We start from the raw sequence: 14,667 nt of genomic DNA on the forward strand, positions 1-14,667 counted from the left end.
TCGCGCACGATACCTGCGGGCATGCTCATGCGCCACCCTCCTACAGCGCCTGCCCACCGCCGCCGATACCCGCACCGCTCCCGGAGCGCCACAATTGGCGCATCACACACCAACTCGACAGGAGGCGCAGATGACCCAGTCCACATCGACATCCCAGGGTAAACCCGACGACGGCAGCGTGACCGTCGGCGTCGGCGGCCTGACCAGCGGCCAGCAAGGCGCCACGCCCAGCCACGAGAGCCAGACCGAGACCGGCGGCAACGGCGGGCCGGGCCTCACCCGCAACCAATCGGGACCCTACGTCAACGCGCCCGACGGCACGGCAGACACGGCGCCGGACGTGGCCGCCACCAACGTCGAGACGCGCGACGCGGCGCCGCGCACCGAGTCGGTGGATGCGGCCATGACCCATGCCAATCCGGGCGCCCAGGATACCCGCGCCAGCCAGGCGGGACCAAGGGAAACCGGGCTGGGGGCGCGCGAGACGGGCGGCAACCAGGACGAAAGGGACTTGCCGCCGACCCAGCCCTGATCAGGCGCCGGCTTCGCGTCTGGCCAGCCTGGTCCACCAGACCCAGGACACGATTGCGTTGACCCAGAAGCACAGGTAGAGAAAGGCCGTGAGGTGCAACCCGCGGCTGTAGTACAGCGGCACGGCGATCGTATTGACCAGCAGCCAGACCGGCCAATTCTCGATCCGGCGCTGCATCATGAGGAGTTGGGCGATGACGCTGAACACCAGCACCGCCGAATCGATGAAGGGCGCGTAGGCGTTCGTGTAAAAGTGCAGCAAGGCGCCATAGGCGGCGGTGGCGGCGATCCCGGCCGGGATCATCCACGCCAGGCTGCGCCAGCCGGCGTGGGTGATCGGCAGCGGCGCCCCGTTATTGCCGCGCAACCAGCGCCACCAGCCCAACACCCCGGTGCCGACGAAGAACATCTGCAGCACGACGTCGGCATATAGCCGGTTCCGGGCGAACAGCAGGCCGAACAGCGCGCAGCCGACGATGCCGGTCCACCAGGTATGGACGTTGTTGCGGCCGGCCAGCAGGATGGCGGCGGCCGTGAAGGCGTTGGCCGCGAGTTCGAGCGGGCTGGTCATCGTGTGCGCTCCAGGATTCGGGAGCGCTACTGTAAGGCACGCTCGTGCCCTACTGCAAGAACTACAGCTTGATGGTCCCGTGTTCGCCGTCCACGTCCGGCTGGGTGCCGGTCACGGCCGCCTTGGCCATGGCGAACAGGCGCACCATCTTGCTGTCGTTCGAATCCCAGTATTCGGCCGCGTGCGGATCGACGCGCACCAGCACCGCGTGCTGGTCTTCCGGGCCGGCCGGGAACCAGGCCTGGACCATCGGGTTCCAACGGGCCTGGACTTGCGCGCGGTCGACCACGCGCTCGGCGCGGCCGCTGACCGACACATAGGTGCTGTTTTCGTTGTCGGCGAAGCTGACGTTGACCTCGGGCTGGTGCGCAATGCTGTCCCACAGCTCGGTCGTGGAATTCACGAAGAACCAGAGGCCGCCCTCGGCGTCGACGTCCTGCTTGGTCATCGGCTGGCTGACCAGGTGGTCATACCCGTCGCGGAAGGTGAACATGGCGAAGCGCATCGAGCCGATCCGGTCGGCGAGCGCGGCTGCGTGGTGGCGGTCTGCGGTCATGGCGTGTCCTTGATGGATGAGTAAAACCCCATCCTAGACGGCCGGGCCGCGCCTTTCGGTGCGCAGCCGTACAGTGGCGGCCCTCGGCAAGCCTGACGGCGAGCCTGACGTGAGGATGACAAATCGCTTATAGTGATGCCTCTGTACAAATTTGACATTGCCATGAAATTTGACGTCGCGATCGTCGGCAGCGGCCTGGCCGGCCTGTCCGTTGCCCTGCACCTGGCCCAGACCCGCAAGGTCGCCATCATCTCCAAGCGGGCACTGCTCGATGGCGCGAGCAGCTGGGCCCAGGGCGGGATCGCCGCCGTGCTCGATTCGGGCGACAGTCACGACCAGCACATCGACGACACCCTGGTCGCCGGCGCTGGCCTGTGCGACGAAGGCGCCACGCGCTATATCGTCGAGCATGGCCGCGCCGCCATCGAATGGCTGATCGACCAGGGCGTGCCGTTCACGCGCGACGCCACGGCCGAACTGGGCTTCCACCTGACCCGCGAAGGCGGCCACAGCCAGCGCCGCATCATCCACGCCGCCGACGCCACCGGCCATGCGGTGCAGGTGACCCTCGAACAGAAGGTGCGCGCGCACCCGAACATCGCGCTGTTCGAGCACCATGTGGCAATCGACGTCATCACGTCCGACAAGCTGGGCCCCGACGGCATCCATGCGGGCGCGCCGTCGCTGGTCGGCCAGCCGCGCTGCCACGGCCTGTACGTGCAGGACATCGAGAGCGGCAAGGTGCTGACCTTCGAGGCCGAACACACGGTGCTGGCCACCGGCGGCGCCGGCAAGGTCTACCTGTACACGACCAATCCCGACACCGCCACCGGCGACGGCATCGCCATGGCGTGGCGCGCCGGCTGCCGGGTGTCGAACATGGAATTCATCCAGTTTCACCCGACCTGCCTGTACCACCCCTATGCCAAATCGTTCCTGATCACCGAGGCGATCCGCGGCGAAGGCGGCTTGCTCAAGCTGCCGCAAGAGGCCGGGGTGCTTGCCGGCACCCGCTTCATGCCGGCCCATGACGAACGGGGGGAGCTGGCGCCGCGCGACGTGGTCGCCCGCGCCATCGACTTCGAGATGAAGAAGCGCGGCCTGGACCACATGGACCTGGACATCAGCCACCAGGACCCGGAGTTCCTCAAGGAGCACTTCCCGACGATTTACGCGCGCTGCCTGGAACTGGGCATCGACATCACGCGCGAGCCGATCCCCGTGGTGCCGGCCGTGCACTTCACCTGCGGCGGCGTGGTCACCGACCTGGCCGGGCGCACCGACATTCCCGGCCTGTATGCGGTGGGCGAAACCGCCTGCACCGGCCTGCACGGCGCCAACCGCCTGGCCAGCAACTCGCTGCTCGAATGCGTGGTGGTGGGGCGCGCCTGCGCCGAGCACATCGCGGGAAGCAGCCCGGTCGAGCATCCGGCCTTGCCGGCCTGGGACGAGAGCCGCGTCACCAACGCCGACGAAGAAGTGGTCATTGCCCACAACTGGGACGAGCTGCGCCGCTTCATGTGGAACTACGTCGGCATCGTGCGCACCACCAAGCGCCTCGAGCGCGCCGAGCACCGCATCAAGCTGCTCAAGGAAGAGATCGACGAGTACTACCGCAACTTCCGCATCACGCCCGACCTGCTGGAACTGCGCAACCTGGTCGAGGTGGCGCACCTGATCGTCAAGAGCGCGCTGTCGCGCCACGAGAGCCGCGGCCTGCATTACTCGCGCGACTTCCCGGACACGCTGCCGAAGGCGCTGCCGAGCGTCCTGACGCCGCGGCGCGGCTGAGATGTCGACGCCCGGCTATCGGCTGACCCCGGCCACCGCCCTGCTCCTGACCGTCCCGCCCGTGCTGTGGGCCGGCAACGCTATCGTCGGACGCCTGGTGCGCGACGCGGTGCCGCCGATGACGCTCAACCTGATCCGCTGGTCGATCGCGCTCGCCGTCCTGCTGCCGCTGGGCCGGGCCGCGCTGCGCGCCGATTACGGCGTGCTGGCCAACTGGAAGCGCTACAGCATGCTCGGCCTGCTGGGCGTCGGCCTGTACAACTCGCTGCAATACCTGGCGTTGCAAAGCTCGTCGCCGATCAACGTGACCCTGGTCGCCTCCGGCGTGCCGGTGTGGATGCTGCTGGTCGGGCGGCTGTTCTTCAACGTGCCGGTCAAGCGCAAGCAGGTCGTGGGGGCGGCGCTGTCGATCGCCGGCGTGCTGGTCGTGATGTGCCGCGGCTCGCTGGCCGAGCTGGCGGCGCTGCGGCTGGTGGCGGGCGACCTGTACATGATCCTGGCCACCATCGCCTGGTCCTTCTACAGCTGGCTCCTGATGCAGCAAAAGGACGCGCCGGCGCTGCGCGCGGACTGGGCCGCCTTCCTGCTGGCCCAGGTCGGGTTCGGCGTGCTGTGGTCGGGCGCGCTGGCCGGCGGCGAATGGGCGGTCAAGGACGTGCACATCGCCTGGAGCTGGCCGCTCGCCGCCGCCCTGCTGTACGTGGCGATCGGCCCGGCCATCATCGCCATGCGCTGCTGGGGCGCGGGCGTGCAGCGCGCCGGGCCGAGCCTGGGCGCCTTCTTCATCAACCTGACGCCGCTGTTCACGGCGCTGCTGTCGTCCGCGTTTCTCGGCGAGGCGCCGCACCTGTATCATGTGCTGGCATTCGGCATGATCGTCGGCGGGATCGCCGTATCCGCCAGATGAGCGCGGCGCGCTGATCCGGGGAATCGTGTGTGGCGTCCGGATGGCCGATGTTACGATCCCATGCATGGGAGGAAAGCATTGGAGGAAGGAGCGGCATGGCAGAAGGTCTCAGCATTCACGAGGGCGTCGGGGCATTGGCCGCGTTCCTGGCCAGGCACCCGCGCACGCTGGTCCTGACCGGCGCCGGACTGTCGACCGCTTCCGGCATCCCGGATTACCGCGACCGTGACGGCGTGCGCCGAGGCCGCCTGCCGATCCAGGGGCCGGAATTCCGGCGCGACGTGGCGGTCCAGCGCCGCTACTGGGCGCGCAGCATGGTCGGCTGGCCGCTGCTGGCGCGCGCCCGGCCCAACGACGGGCACCGGGCGCTGGCCGCCCTCGAGGCGGCCGGCAAGCTCGGTTTCATCCTGACCCAGAACGTCGACGGCCTGCACCAGCAGGCCGGCAGCCACGCGCTGCTCGAATTGCACGGCAATATCCACCACGTGGCCTGCCTCGCCTGCGATGCGCGCTTTCCGCGCGCCTTCGTCCAGACCCAACTGGAGTTCGCCAACCCGGCCCTGCTGCAGGCGATGGCCACGCCGCTGCCGGATGGCGATGCGGCGCTCGACCCCGACGCCGTCACCGGCGTCGCCATTCCCGCCTGCGTGCACTGCGGCGGGGTCCTGATGCCCGACGTCGTCTTTTTCGGCGACAACGTGCCGCCGGCGCGCACCGCCTGCGCGCTGGCCCAGATGGAGGCGGCCGATGCGCTGCTGGTGGTCGGCTCGTCGCTGATGGTGTATTCGGGCTTTCGCTTCTGCCGGCTGGCGCAGGCGGCGGGCAAGCCGATCGCCGCCATCAACCTCGGCCGCACCCGCGCCGACGACATGCTGGCGCTGAAACTCGAAGCCTCGGCCGAACACATCCTGCCGCAGGTGGCTCAACTGCTGGACGCGCACCGGCCTGCGCCGCCATCCGACCTCATCGACCATAGGGGGACCATGTGACATCGAATCTTCGCGGCGCAAGCTCCGGCCGCCGCTTGTCGACCGGGGCCGCGCTTGCCGGCATCGGCCTCCTGGCTTCGTGGCTGTTCGTGCGCGCCAGGACCCAGCGCGCCGAACAGGCGCATCCTCCCGCCGGCCGCTTCATCACGGTCGACGGTGTGCGCCTGCATTACCTGGAGCGCGGAACGGGCCCGGCGCTGGTGCTATTGCACGGCAATGGCGTCGACGCCACCGACTGGGAGCACAGCGGCGTGCTGGATGCCGCCGCCGAGCATTACCGGGTGATCGCCTTCGACCGCCCCGGATTCGGCTACAGCGAACGGCCGCGCAGCACGGTCTGGACACCCGACCGACAAGCGCGCCTGCTGCACCACGCCTTGCAGGAACTGCAGGTCGACAGCGCGATCGTCGCGGGCCACTCCTGGGGCACGCTGGTGGCGCTCGCCATGGGCCTGCAGGTGCCGGATTTCGTGCGCGGACTGGTGCTGGTCTCGGGTTACTACTATCCGAGCGTGCGCATGGACGTGATGGTCGGCGCGCCGCCGGCCCTGCCGCTGGTGGGCGACGCACTGCGCTATACGGTGGCGCCGCTGGCCGGACGGCTGATCTGGCCAGCCGCGATCGGACGCGCGTTCGCGCCATTACCCGTATCGGAGCGCTTCCGCGAGATGTCGCCGTGGATGGTGTTGCGGCCGGCGCAATTGCGGGCGAACGCCGCCGATTCGAGCCTGATGGTGCCGGCCGCGATGTCGCTGGCGCGGCGTTATGGCCGGCTGAAGGTGCCGGTACAGATCCTGTCGGGCACCCAGGATGGCGTCTGCGATTGCGCCCACAATGCCGAGCGGCTGCACGCGGCGCTGCGCCACAGCGAGCTGTCGGTCACGCCCGGCGTGGGCCATATGCTGCACTACGCCGAACCGGGCAAGGTGCTGGGAGCGATCGATGCGATCGCGTCCCAGGTCGGCGTGCCGGCGCATTTGCCTACCGCGCGCGAGAACACCACCGCGGCGGCCGGCGAGAGCGGGGTGTAGAAGGCGGGCGTAGAATCAGCTATTGCCCAGCTTGATCGCCAGGCCGGCGATCAGGCTGCCCGCCATGGCCAGCGACAGCACGGCGTGCACCGTGGTCGAGCCGATCGAGGACGCCTCGGCCGAATCGTCGCGCTTGAGCGCCATGGCGCGGCCCAGCACGACCGGGCGCAGGAAGCCGCGGATGCCGACCAGCAGCATGCCGATCCCGAAGAACAGCTCGCCCTTCATGCCGTACATGATGCCGTCGAGGAGCTGGGGCACGCCCAACAGCAGGCCGAAGCCGAGCCAGAACAGGCGAAAGCCCAGCGAACGTTTCAACTTGGTAGTCGTCATGGATGTCGTGATGAGGGATTACAGGATGCGCAGCGAGTAGTCGGTCGCGCGCACGTCCTTGGTCAGGCTGCCGATCGAGATGCGGTCGACGCCCGTTTCGGCGATCGCGCGCACGGTCTCCAGATTGATGCCGCCCGAGGCTTCCAGCAGCGCGCGGCCGGCATTCACCTTGACCGCCTCGCGCATGCGCGCCAGGTCGAAGTTGTCGAGCAGGACCGACTTCGCGCCGCCGGCCAGCGCTTCCTCGAGCTGGGCGATGGTCTCGACCTCGATCTGCACCGGCGCGCCGGAATCCAGCCTGGCCGCCGCCTGCAGCGCGGCCGTCACGCCGCCGGCCGCCGCGATATGGTTTTCCTTGATCAGGATGCCGTCATACAGCGCCATGCGCTGGTTCTTGCCGCCGCCGACGCGCACCGCGTATTTCTGCGCCAGGCGCAGGCCCGGCAAGGTCTTGCGGGTGTCGAGGATCGCGGCGTTCGTGCCGGCAATGACGTCGACGTAGCGGCGGGTGGCGGTCGCCACGCCAGAGAGCAGCTGCATGAAGTTCAGCGCGCCGCGCTCGGCGGTGAGCAGCGAGCGCGGATTGGCGCGGATCGTGCACACCGTCGAGTCAAGCGCCATGAGGTCGCCCTCGGCATAGTGCCAGTCGATCTCGGTATCCTGGTCGACCGCCAGCATCAGGCCCTCGAACCATGGCGCGCCGCACAGCACGGCCGCTTCGCGCACGATGACGCGCGCCGTGACCCGGGTGTCGTCGGGCACCAGCTTGCCGGTCAGGTCGCCGCTGCCGACGTCTTCCAGCAGCGCAGCCAGGATGTTCTGCTCGAAGGCGGCCTGCAGCCTGTCGTCGAACTGGGCGTGGGGATTTTTCAGTGTGGTCATGCCGGTCCTACCCCCGAGAACATCGGGGCATTGTTTTCCAGTTTTCCGGTCGGCAGCGCCTTGGTGCGCTTGGCCGCGGCGAAGTCGAGCATGCGGTCGATCGCGCGCTTGGCCTGCAGGCCGACGCTTGGCTCGACGTGGATCTGGTTGGCGCCCGTTTCCAGCACTTCCGCCAGGTTGCGCAAGCCGTTCATCGCCATCCACGGGCAGTGCGCGCAACTCTTGCAGGTCGCGCTGTTGCCGGCGGTCGGCGCCTCGATGAAGGTCTTGCCCGGGGCGGCGATGCGCATCTTGTGCAGGATGCCGTTGTCGGTGGCGACGATGAAGTGGGTCGCGTCCATGGTCTGGGCCGCATTGATCAGCTGGGTGGTCGAGCCGACCGCGTCGGCCTGCGCTACCACGTTGGCGGGCGACTCGGGATGCACCAGCACCTTGGCGTTCGGGTATTCGGCCTTGAGCAGGTCGAGCTCGACGCCCTTGAACTCGTCGTGCACGAGGCAGGAGCCCTGCCACAGCAGCATGTCGGCGCCGGTCTTGGCCTGGATGTAGGAACCGAGGTGGCGGTCGGGCGCCCACAGGATCTTCTTGCCCTGGGCGTGCAGCTCGGCCACGATGTCCAGGCCGATCGACGAGGTCACCATCCAGTCGGCGCGCGCCTTCACGGCGGCGCTGGTATTGGCGTACACGACGACGGTGCGGTCCGGATGCTGGTCGCAGAAGGCCGCGAATTCGTCGGCCGGGCAACCCAGGTCGAGCGAACAGGTCGCGTCGAGGTCGGGCATCAGGATGGTTTTCTCGGGGCTGAGGATCTTGGCGGTCTCGCCCATGAAGCGCACGCCGGCCACCACCAGGGTCTGGGCTGGATGGTCGCGGCCGAAGCGCGCCATTTCCAGCGAATCCGAGACGCAGCCGCCGGTTTCCTCGGCCAGGTCTTGCAGGTCGGCGTCCACGTAGTAGTGGGCCACCAGCACCGCGCCCTTTTCCTTCAGGAGGCGGCGGATGCGTTCCTTCAGTTCGGCGCGCTCGGCCATTTCCGGCGCGCTCGGGACTTTCGCCCAGGCCTCGGCGGTGCAGGCCATGCCGGCCTGGGGCCGGTCGTATTCATAGGTCTTGATTGGTACTGTTACGGCATTCATGCTCGCGCGTCTCCTCGCGTTGGCGGAGCCGAGGCCCCGCCCTCCTTCGAATCGATGTCTACCTGTCGATCAGTCGATGCCCTGGCTGCGCAGGTATTCCTCGTAGTTGCCCTGGAAGTCGACCACGTCGTTCTCGCGGATCTCGATCACGCGGGTGGCCAGCGACGACACGAACTCGCGGTCGTGCGAGACGAAGATCAGGGTGCCGGCATACTTGTCGAGCGCGATGTTCAGCGACTCGATCGATTCCATGTCCATGTGGTTGGTCGGCTCGTCCAGCAGCAGCACGTTGTGACGGCCCAGCATCAGCTTGCCGTACATCATGCGGCCCTTCTCGCCGCCCGACAGCACCTTGACCGATTTCTTGACTTCGTCGCCGCCGAACAGCAGGCGGCCAAGGATCGAGCGCACGGCCTGGTCGTCGTCGCCCTCTTGCGTCCAGCGGCCCATCCAGTCGGTGAGCGTTTCGCCGCTGGCGAATTCCTCGGTCGGATCCTGCGGCATATAGCCCGGATTGGCGTTCTCGGCCCACTTCACGCGGCCGGTGTCCGGCTGCAGGCCGCACAGGTCGCCGCCGATCGAACGCAGCAGCGTGGTCTTGCCCGCGCCGTTGGCGCCGATGATCGCGATGCGCTCGCCCGCCTCGACCATGATCGAGAAGTTCTTGAACAGTTGGCGATCATAGGCTTTCGAGATGTTCTCGGCTTCCACCGCCAGGCGGTGCAGCTTCTTCTCGCCCTCGAAGCGCACGAACGGATAGGCGCGCGAAGAAGGCTTGAATTCCTCGATCTTGATCTTGTCGATCTGCTTGGCGCGCGAGGTCGCCTGGCGCGCCTTCGATTTGTTGGCCGAGAAGCGGCGCACGAAATCTTGCAGTTCGGCCACTTTTTCCTTGGCCTTGGCGTTGTTCGCCAGCTGCTGGTTGCGCGCCTGGGTCGAGGCCAGCATGTAGTCGTCGTAGTTGCCTGGATAGACCTTCAGGGTGCCGTAGTCCATGTCGGCCACGTGGGTGCAGACCTGGTTCAGGAAGTGACGATCGTGGGAAATGATGATCATGGTGGAGTTACGCTCGTTGAGCATGTTTTCCAGCCAGCGGATCGTGTTGATGTCCAGGTTGTTGGTCGGTTCGTCGAGCAGCAGGATGTCCGGATTCGAGAACAGGGCCTGGGCCAGCAGCACGCGCAGCTTCCAGCCCGGCGCCACGGCGCTCATCGGGCCCTGGTGCAGCTCGGTGGCGATTTCCAGGCCCAGCAGCAGTTCGCCGGCGCGCGCCTCGGCCGAATAGCCGTCGTATTCGGCGACTTTGCCTTCGAGCTCGGCGGCCTTCATGTAGTCGTCGTCGGTGGCTTCAGGGTTGGCGTAGATCGCATCGCGTTCGGCGATCGCGTTCCACAGTTCGGTGTGGCCCATCATGACGACGTCCAGCACGCGCACGTCTTCGTAGGCGAACTGGTCCTGGCGGAGCTTACCGAGGCGCTCGCCCGGATCGAGGCTGACGTTGCCTGCGGACGGCTCGAGGTCGCCGCCCAGGATCTTCATGAAGGTCGACTTGCCGCAGCCGTTGGCGCCGATCAGGCCATAGCGGTTGCCCTCGCCAAATTTGACGGAAATGTTCTCGAACAGCGGCTTGGCGCCGAATTGCATCGTGATATTGGCTGTGGATAGCACTGTATTACCCCAAAAAGCATATTTGATTAACCGGCTATTCTACCATTCTGCGCCTTGCCAGGCGAATAAGGGTGGATTCCGGACAGTGGCGCGCGGATCAGATGCGGCGCAGGGTCGGATAGTCGGACAAGGTCAGGCGGAAGCCGTCGGCATCGGACACCAGGTGGCCCTGGGCGCCAAACGGAATGGTGACGCGGCGCTCGATGTGGCCGAAGGAGAGGCCCGTCAATACCGGCAGCGGCAGGGTCTGGCGCAAATAGGCCAGCATGGCGTCGAAGTCATAGCCATTGTCCATCGGCCCCAGGCGATAGCCCGAAAAGTCGCCCAGCACCACCGCCTGCTGGCGCTCGAGCACGCCGGCCTGCATCAGCTGCAGCAGCAGGCGCTCGATGCGGTACGGATGCTCGGCGATGTCTTCGAGCCACAGAATGCCGCCGTCGATGCGCGGAAAATACGGCGTGCCGACCAGCGCGCCGATCATGGCCAGGTTGCCGCCCCAGACGGCGCCGCGCACGTCGAGCGCCGGATTGCCGGCCGCGCGCTCGCTGATGGTGTGTGTGGGGCCAGCCAGGCAGGCCCAGAAATCGTCGAGCGTGAACGCGACCGGGTCTGGCGCGCCGAAGTCGCCCGCGATCATCGGCCCGGCATAACTCAGGCCGCCCGCTTTCGCCATCAGGCCCATGTGCAGGGCCGTCAGGTCGGAAAACCCGACCACGATCTTGCCGCTGGCGGCGATCGCCTCGAAGTCGATGCGCGGCAGCAGGCGGCTGATGCCATAGCCGCCGCGCAGGGCAATGACGAGGTGCACGCTTGGATCGGCCACGGCGGCGTGCAATTGATCCAGGCGTGCGTCATCGGTGCCGCCGAAGCGCTGGTGGGTGCAGCTATGGTCGTAGTAATTACGCACCAGGAAGCCCTGCCCTTCGAGGCGCGCGATGGCGCGTTCGAGCGCCGATGGTTCGGGAATGCAGCCGGCTGGCGCCACGATGGCGATGCCGGGACGGGAAGTGATCACTGTTTGACGAAGAGCCGGGGTGTTGAATCTGGCAACATCTTACCCCGCGCATGGGAGTCGATCAAGGCAAGGATGCGCTCGACCAGCTGGGGCGGCAAATCGTGCCCCATCCCTTCGATGATCTCGAGTCGCGCGCCATCGATGTGGCTTGCCACGTCGCGGCCGCAGGCCACGGGCAGCAGCGGATCGGCGGCGCCGTGGATGACGAGGGTCGGCGCCGAGATCGCCGGCAGCAGCGTGCTGCGGTCGCCGGCGGCAAGCAGCGCCAGCATCTGGCGCGCACTGCCGCTTGGGCAATAGCAGCGCCGCATGGAGCGCGTGACGCGCTTGCGCAACTGCCGCTCCGGGGTCGGATAGGATGGGCCGCCGAGCAGTCGCAGCAGCCCGACGGCGTGCTCGATGACGCTGTCGAGATCGGTGGGGTCGGCGGGATGGCTGGCCAGCGCCTTGCGCACCGCCGCGCCCGGCCCAGGCAGGCCGCGCCGGCCGCTGGTGGACATGATCGAGGTCAGGCTCAGCACCCGCTGCGGGTGGCGCGCCGCCAGCTGCTGGGCGATCATGCCGCCCAGCGCCGACACGCCGACCAGGTGGGCCCGGGCCACGCCCAGCGCCGACAGCACGCCGAGGGCGTCGGCCGCCATGTCCTCGATGCCATAGGGCGAGCGCAGCGGCCAGCCCAGGGCGGCCTTGATGCGCGCCAGCGTGAGGTTCGGCCTGCCGGCCTGCTCGAACCTGGTCGACAGGCCACAGTCGCGGTGGTCGAAGCGGATCACGTAAAAGCCGAGCTCGACAAGGCCTTCGACGAAGTCGTCGGGCCAGTTGGTCAGCTGCATGCCGAGGCCGTGGATCAGGAGCAGCGGCGCGGCTTTGGGGTCGCCCGCGGTGTCGAAGGCGACGCGCAGTCCGTTGGCGTGGAGGGTAGGCATGAGCAAATAGCGATCTGATGCGCTGACAATGCGTGACGGCGGTAAAGAATCTATGCTTGACCAAGGGTATTCAATGATAGAAACAATAGCATCTTTGCGAGCGCCGCGGCGCACACGTGGTCAATAGAGCTATCCACCGCATCGGAAGCGATTTCAGGCGTGCGTCGTCCCATGGAAACCGTGCTGCGAAAAGTGAAAGCACTCAAATTATCTTAGCGGTTTCGCAGGATGTTGCGCAGAATAGGAGCGAACGGCTGCAGTTTCCCATCTTTTGGATCAGAAAGATCCGTGTATAAAAGCTCTATTAAATCTTCATCCTCCGATTTGAGCTGATCGGGTGGCACAGAAAAATCCTTCCAGATTAATGCCTCGCATACTGCCTTGCGCCTAGAAATCAGCGCTTTATTATTTTTTTCGGTATCGCCTAAGTTCAGAATGCGAACCGTGTCCTCAGCGCGTTTCGTGATTGCCTCAACCCTCCCACTGAACTTGAATCGCAACTCCTCCTCGCATTCGTCCATTAGCGGAGTTAACTCAAGAATCGCAGCTCCGTGAGCGTCGCCGCATTGACGCTTGATATTACAACTGGCTATAAGATTTTTATGCTCCAGAGTTATACTGTTCCGGACAGATTGAGCTAACAAATGTTCGTTATGACTATTCTCCAAATTTATTTGTTGACAACAATAGGCACATAGCCCGAACTGCTCACTCAAGAGTGACTGTCGAATATGGCGTCGGGTGATATCATCGACGTCCTTATAGTCTCCATTTGGGTTTTTTCTCTTCCAGGTCCGCAATTGAGCGCATTCTTCACCTTTGCTAATCTTTCGCACGCCTTAGTTGCTCCTTTCGCAGCATGATTCTAGCTTTTGCTAATTCAATGTTGCCATCTGGCAAATCATTCTGCAAGTTCTCGAGTAAGGTTTGAGCGGCATCAAATCGCCCGTCTTGAATGTGATCACTTAGATCTCCTAATGCAAGAGCAACATCAGAATTGCGAATGTCTGTATCCATTACCTCGAGCAAAACACTGTTTGCGTCTTGGCCGTATTGAGATGGTATCTCGGTTAATTGTCCATCTTCCAAACTATAAATCAAAATATCCTTGCATTCGCTAATTACCAGTGGCGAATGGGTACTCAATATAAACTGACAATTTGGGAATGTATTGGTGAGCTGCGCTACTATTTTTCGCGCCCATTGCGGATGCAAATGCATGTCGACCTCGTCGATAACGACGATTCCTCGACCCTCCAATGGATTACTTGATCCGGGGTTAAGTATTGCTAGACGCCTTGCAATATCGCCAACCAAAGCCATTAATGATTTCTCGCCTTGAGATAATTGGCTAACATCTAATGGCGAATTATCTTTGTCAATTAGCATATGCAACTTCGGTTTGCGTCGGACTCTCAAATTTGAGAAATTCGGCATGAAGTTTGTTATCGCTTGTCGTACAGCGGTCAATTGTTTGTCTTTCGATGAGCGCTCGATCGCTTCTACAAACTTAATTGCATAACTGATCGATTTCATCTCAGTAGATAGTGATTTAAGATCTAAAGGTTCGATCTTGTCAATGCGACTTTCCGCGCCTTCAACTAAATTGATAAATTTCGCGACCTTATCCGGATCCTGCCGAATCATGTTTAAAACTGCCTGTGGTCGCCCAATTTCGTTCTCCATGTCTTCTCTGCCGCGAAACCATTCAAAAAAACGGCGAAAATCCACCCCTTGGCTCAAAGAGTTTTCGTACCCATCTAGATGAGAATACCCTTTTTTTGAACTTATCTTAAGCGGTACGTTAATAACAGAGCGTTCGACCGGGTAAAAGGCAATAAGCGGTAAGCTAGTGTTTTCATCGGAAGACAGGTGATAGCGATGCTTCTCCGCGAGTTCTGACAGCTCAGACAAGTGGGAAAAATGGTCACCCTTCCTTCCCGCACGCGTCTTTGAAATACCCCAAGTAAGCGCACCAAATTCCTTAGCACGCACAGCAATAGCCGCGGAATTTGTGCCGTTTGTTATCCAATCTTCCGGAATCGGACTGCCGCTACCTTGTTCACTTCGTATGCGAGCAGTAAGCCAGCTAAGGGACGTCGCGATAGAGCGAAGTATCGTCGTTTTTCCGCCACCATTGGTGCCGATGAAAACGGTAACACTCGAGTTCTCGAGGTTAGTATTTTGCAGCGAAATGCTAAGATTTCTAAAGCGCCCTATATTACTTAAATGAAGTTCTTCTATTCTCATAGCTTATTTAACCATATTAGTAAATAAATTATCTAGCTGAGAGGTGCTACGGAATTCGGTATGGGGCATAAGCCAGTAACA

Annotated in this window: 15 protein-coding genes; 5 read left to right on the forward strand and 10 right to left on the reverse strand. The window is 64.1% G+C overall.

Annotated elements, in window-relative coordinates:
* Window positions 1–130: 130 nt before the first annotated feature.
* Window positions 131–532: a hypothetical protein gene (locus tag KY496_RS05225; protein WP_219864130.1), complete on the forward strand. Its 402-nt coding sequence runs from the start codon at window positions 131–133 to the stop codon at window positions 530–532.
* Here the strand turns inward: KY496_RS05225 and pnuC are convergent, their stop codons facing one another.
* Together pnuC and KY496_RS05235 are read right to left on the reverse strand one after the other, a co-directional pair.
* Window positions 533–1,102: a nicotinamide riboside transporter PnuC gene (gene pnuC / locus KY496_RS05230; protein ID WP_071362767.1), complete on the reverse strand. Its 570-nt coding sequence runs from the start codon at window positions 1,100–1,102 to the stop codon at window positions 533–535.
* A gap of 61 nt (window positions 1,103–1,163) precedes the next feature.
* Window positions 1,164–1,658: a pyridoxamine 5'-phosphate oxidase family protein gene (locus KY496_RS05235; RefSeq protein WP_005670836.1), complete on the reverse strand. Its 495-nt coding sequence runs from the start codon at window positions 1,656–1,658 to the stop codon at window positions 1,164–1,166.
* A gap of 162 nt (window positions 1,659–1,820) precedes the next feature.
* On the opposite strand from KY496_RS05235, the gene nadB reads away from it, so the two are divergent.
* From nadB to KY496_RS05255, 4 genes are all read left to right on the forward strand, one after another.
* Window positions 1,821–3,449 carry an L-aspartate oxidase gene (gene nadB / locus KY496_RS05240; protein WP_219864131.1) on the forward strand — a complete coding sequence of 543 codons (1,629 nt, stop codon included), beginning with the start codon at window positions 1,821–1,823 and terminating at the stop codon, window positions 3,447–3,449.
* Between the two features lies 1 nt (window position 3,450).
* Complete coding sequence (locus tag KY496_RS05245; protein ID WP_005670832.1) at window positions 3,451–4,356, forward strand: DMT family transporter; 906 nt, start codon at window positions 3,451–3,453, stop codon at window positions 4,354–4,356.
* A gap of 95 nt (window positions 4,357–4,451) precedes the next feature.
* Window positions 4,452–5,345: an NAD-dependent protein deacetylase gene (locus KY496_RS05250; protein WP_219864132.1), complete on the forward strand. Its 894-nt coding sequence runs from the start codon at window positions 4,452–4,454 to the stop codon at window positions 5,343–5,345.
* Complete coding sequence (locus tag KY496_RS05255; RefSeq protein WP_229520428.1) at window positions 5,342–6,376, forward strand: alpha/beta fold hydrolase; 1,035 nt, start codon at window positions 5,342–5,344, stop codon at window positions 6,374–6,376. The genes KY496_RS05250 and KY496_RS05255 overlap by 4 nt, the downstream gene beginning before the upstream one ends.
* A gap of 15 nt (window positions 6,377–6,391) precedes the next feature.
* On the opposite strand, the gene KY496_RS05260 is transcribed toward KY496_RS05255, so the two are convergent.
* The 8 genes from KY496_RS05260 to KY496_RS05295 form a co-directional block, all read right to left on the reverse strand.
* Complete coding sequence (locus tag KY496_RS05260; RefSeq protein ID WP_005670826.1) at window positions 6,392–6,709, reverse strand: hypothetical protein; 318 nt, start codon at window positions 6,707–6,709, stop codon at window positions 6,392–6,394.
* A gap of 18 nt (window positions 6,710–6,727) precedes the next feature.
* Window positions 6,728–7,591: a carboxylating nicotinate-nucleotide diphosphorylase gene (gene nadC, locus KY496_RS05265; protein WP_219864133.1), complete on the reverse strand. Its 864-nt coding sequence runs from the start codon at window positions 7,589–7,591 to the stop codon at window positions 6,728–6,730.
* Window positions 7,588–8,727: a quinolinate synthase NadA gene (gene nadA / locus KY496_RS05270; protein WP_219864134.1), complete on the reverse strand. Its 1,140-nt coding sequence runs from the start codon at window positions 8,725–8,727 to the stop codon at window positions 7,588–7,590. The genes nadC and nadA overlap by 4 nt, the downstream gene beginning before the upstream one ends.
* Before the next feature lie 69 nt (window positions 8,728–8,796).
* Window positions 8,797–10,395, reverse strand: coding sequence for an ABC-F family ATPase (locus tag KY496_RS05275; RefSeq protein WP_219864135.1), 1,599 nt, complete (start codon window positions 10,393–10,395; stop codon window positions 8,797–8,799).
* Between the two features lie 97 nt (window positions 10,396–10,492).
* Window positions 10,493–11,410: a muramoyltetrapeptide carboxypeptidase gene (gene ldcA / locus KY496_RS05280; protein ID WP_184236173.1), complete on the reverse strand. Its 918-nt coding sequence runs from the start codon at window positions 11,408–11,410 to the stop codon at window positions 10,493–10,495.
* The gene (locus KY496_RS05285) at window positions 11,407–12,336 is read right to left on the reverse strand and encodes an alpha/beta hydrolase (RefSeq protein WP_219864136.1); all 930 of its coding nucleotides are present in this window, start codon (window positions 12,334–12,336) and stop codon (window positions 11,407–11,409) included. The genes ldcA and KY496_RS05285 overlap by 4 nt, the downstream gene beginning before the upstream one ends.
* A 212-nt stretch (window positions 12,337–12,548) precedes the next feature.
* On the reverse strand, window positions 12,549–13,172 hold the full coding sequence (locus tag KY496_RS05290; protein WP_219864137.1) for a retron system putative HNH endonuclease: 624 nt from the start codon (window positions 13,170–13,172) through the stop codon (window positions 12,549–12,551).
* On the reverse strand, window positions 13,159–14,586 hold the full coding sequence (locus tag KY496_RS05295; RefSeq protein ID WP_219864138.1) for an AAA family ATPase: 1,428 nt from the start codon (window positions 14,584–14,586) through the stop codon (window positions 13,159–13,161). Before KY496_RS05295 ends, KY496_RS05290 begins: the two co-directional genes overlap by 14 nt.
* Between the last annotated feature and the right edge of the window lie 81 nt (window positions 14,587–14,667).

The organism is Massilia sp. NP310 (genome assembly GCF_019443485.1).
Lineage (GTDB): Bacteria > Pseudomonadota > Gammaproteobacteria > Burkholderiales > Burkholderiaceae_D > Telluria > Telluria timonae.

Excerpts from the sequence above, each read along its gene's own strand:
- nadB (WP_219864131.1), top strand. The coding sequence starts at position 1,821 with ATGAAATTTGACGTCGCGATCGTCGGCAGCGGCCTGGCCGGCCTGTCC.
- KY496_RS05260 (WP_005670826.1), bottom strand. The coding sequence starts at position 6,709 with ATGACGACTACCAAGTTGAAACGTTCGCTGGGCTTTCGCCTGTTCTGG.
- KY496_RS05245 (WP_005670832.1), top strand. The coding sequence starts at position 3,451 with ATGTCGACGCCCGGCTATCGGCTGACCCCGGCCACCGCCCTGCTCCTG.
- KY496_RS05235 (WP_005670836.1), bottom strand. The coding sequence starts at position 1,658 with ATGACCGCAGACCGCCACCACGCAGCCGCGCTCGCCGACCGGATCGGC.
- KY496_RS05250 (WP_219864132.1), top strand. The coding sequence starts at position 4,452 with ATGGCAGAAGGTCTCAGCATTCACGAGGGCGTCGGGGCATTGGCCGCG.
- nadC (WP_219864133.1), bottom strand. The coding sequence starts at position 7,591 with ATGACCACACTGAAAAATCCCCACGCCCAGTTCGACGACAGGCTGCAG.
- KY496_RS05295 (WP_219864138.1), bottom strand. The coding sequence starts at position 14,586 with ATGAGAATAGAAGAACTTCATTTAAGTAATATAGGGCGCTTTAGAAAT.
- nadA (WP_219864134.1), bottom strand. The coding sequence starts at position 8,727 with ATGAATGCCGTAACAGTACCAATCAAGACCTATGAATACGACCGGCCC.
- pnuC (WP_071362767.1), bottom strand. The coding sequence starts at position 1,102 with ATGACCAGCCCGCTCGAACTCGCGGCCAACGCCTTCACGGCCGCCGCC.
- KY496_RS05225 (WP_219864130.1), top strand. The coding sequence starts at position 131 with ATGACCCAGTCCACATCGACATCCCAGGGTAAACCCGACGACGGCAGC.
- KY496_RS05285 (WP_219864136.1), bottom strand. The coding sequence starts at position 12,336 with ATGCCTACCCTCCACGCCAACGGACTGCGCGTCGCCTTCGACACCGCG.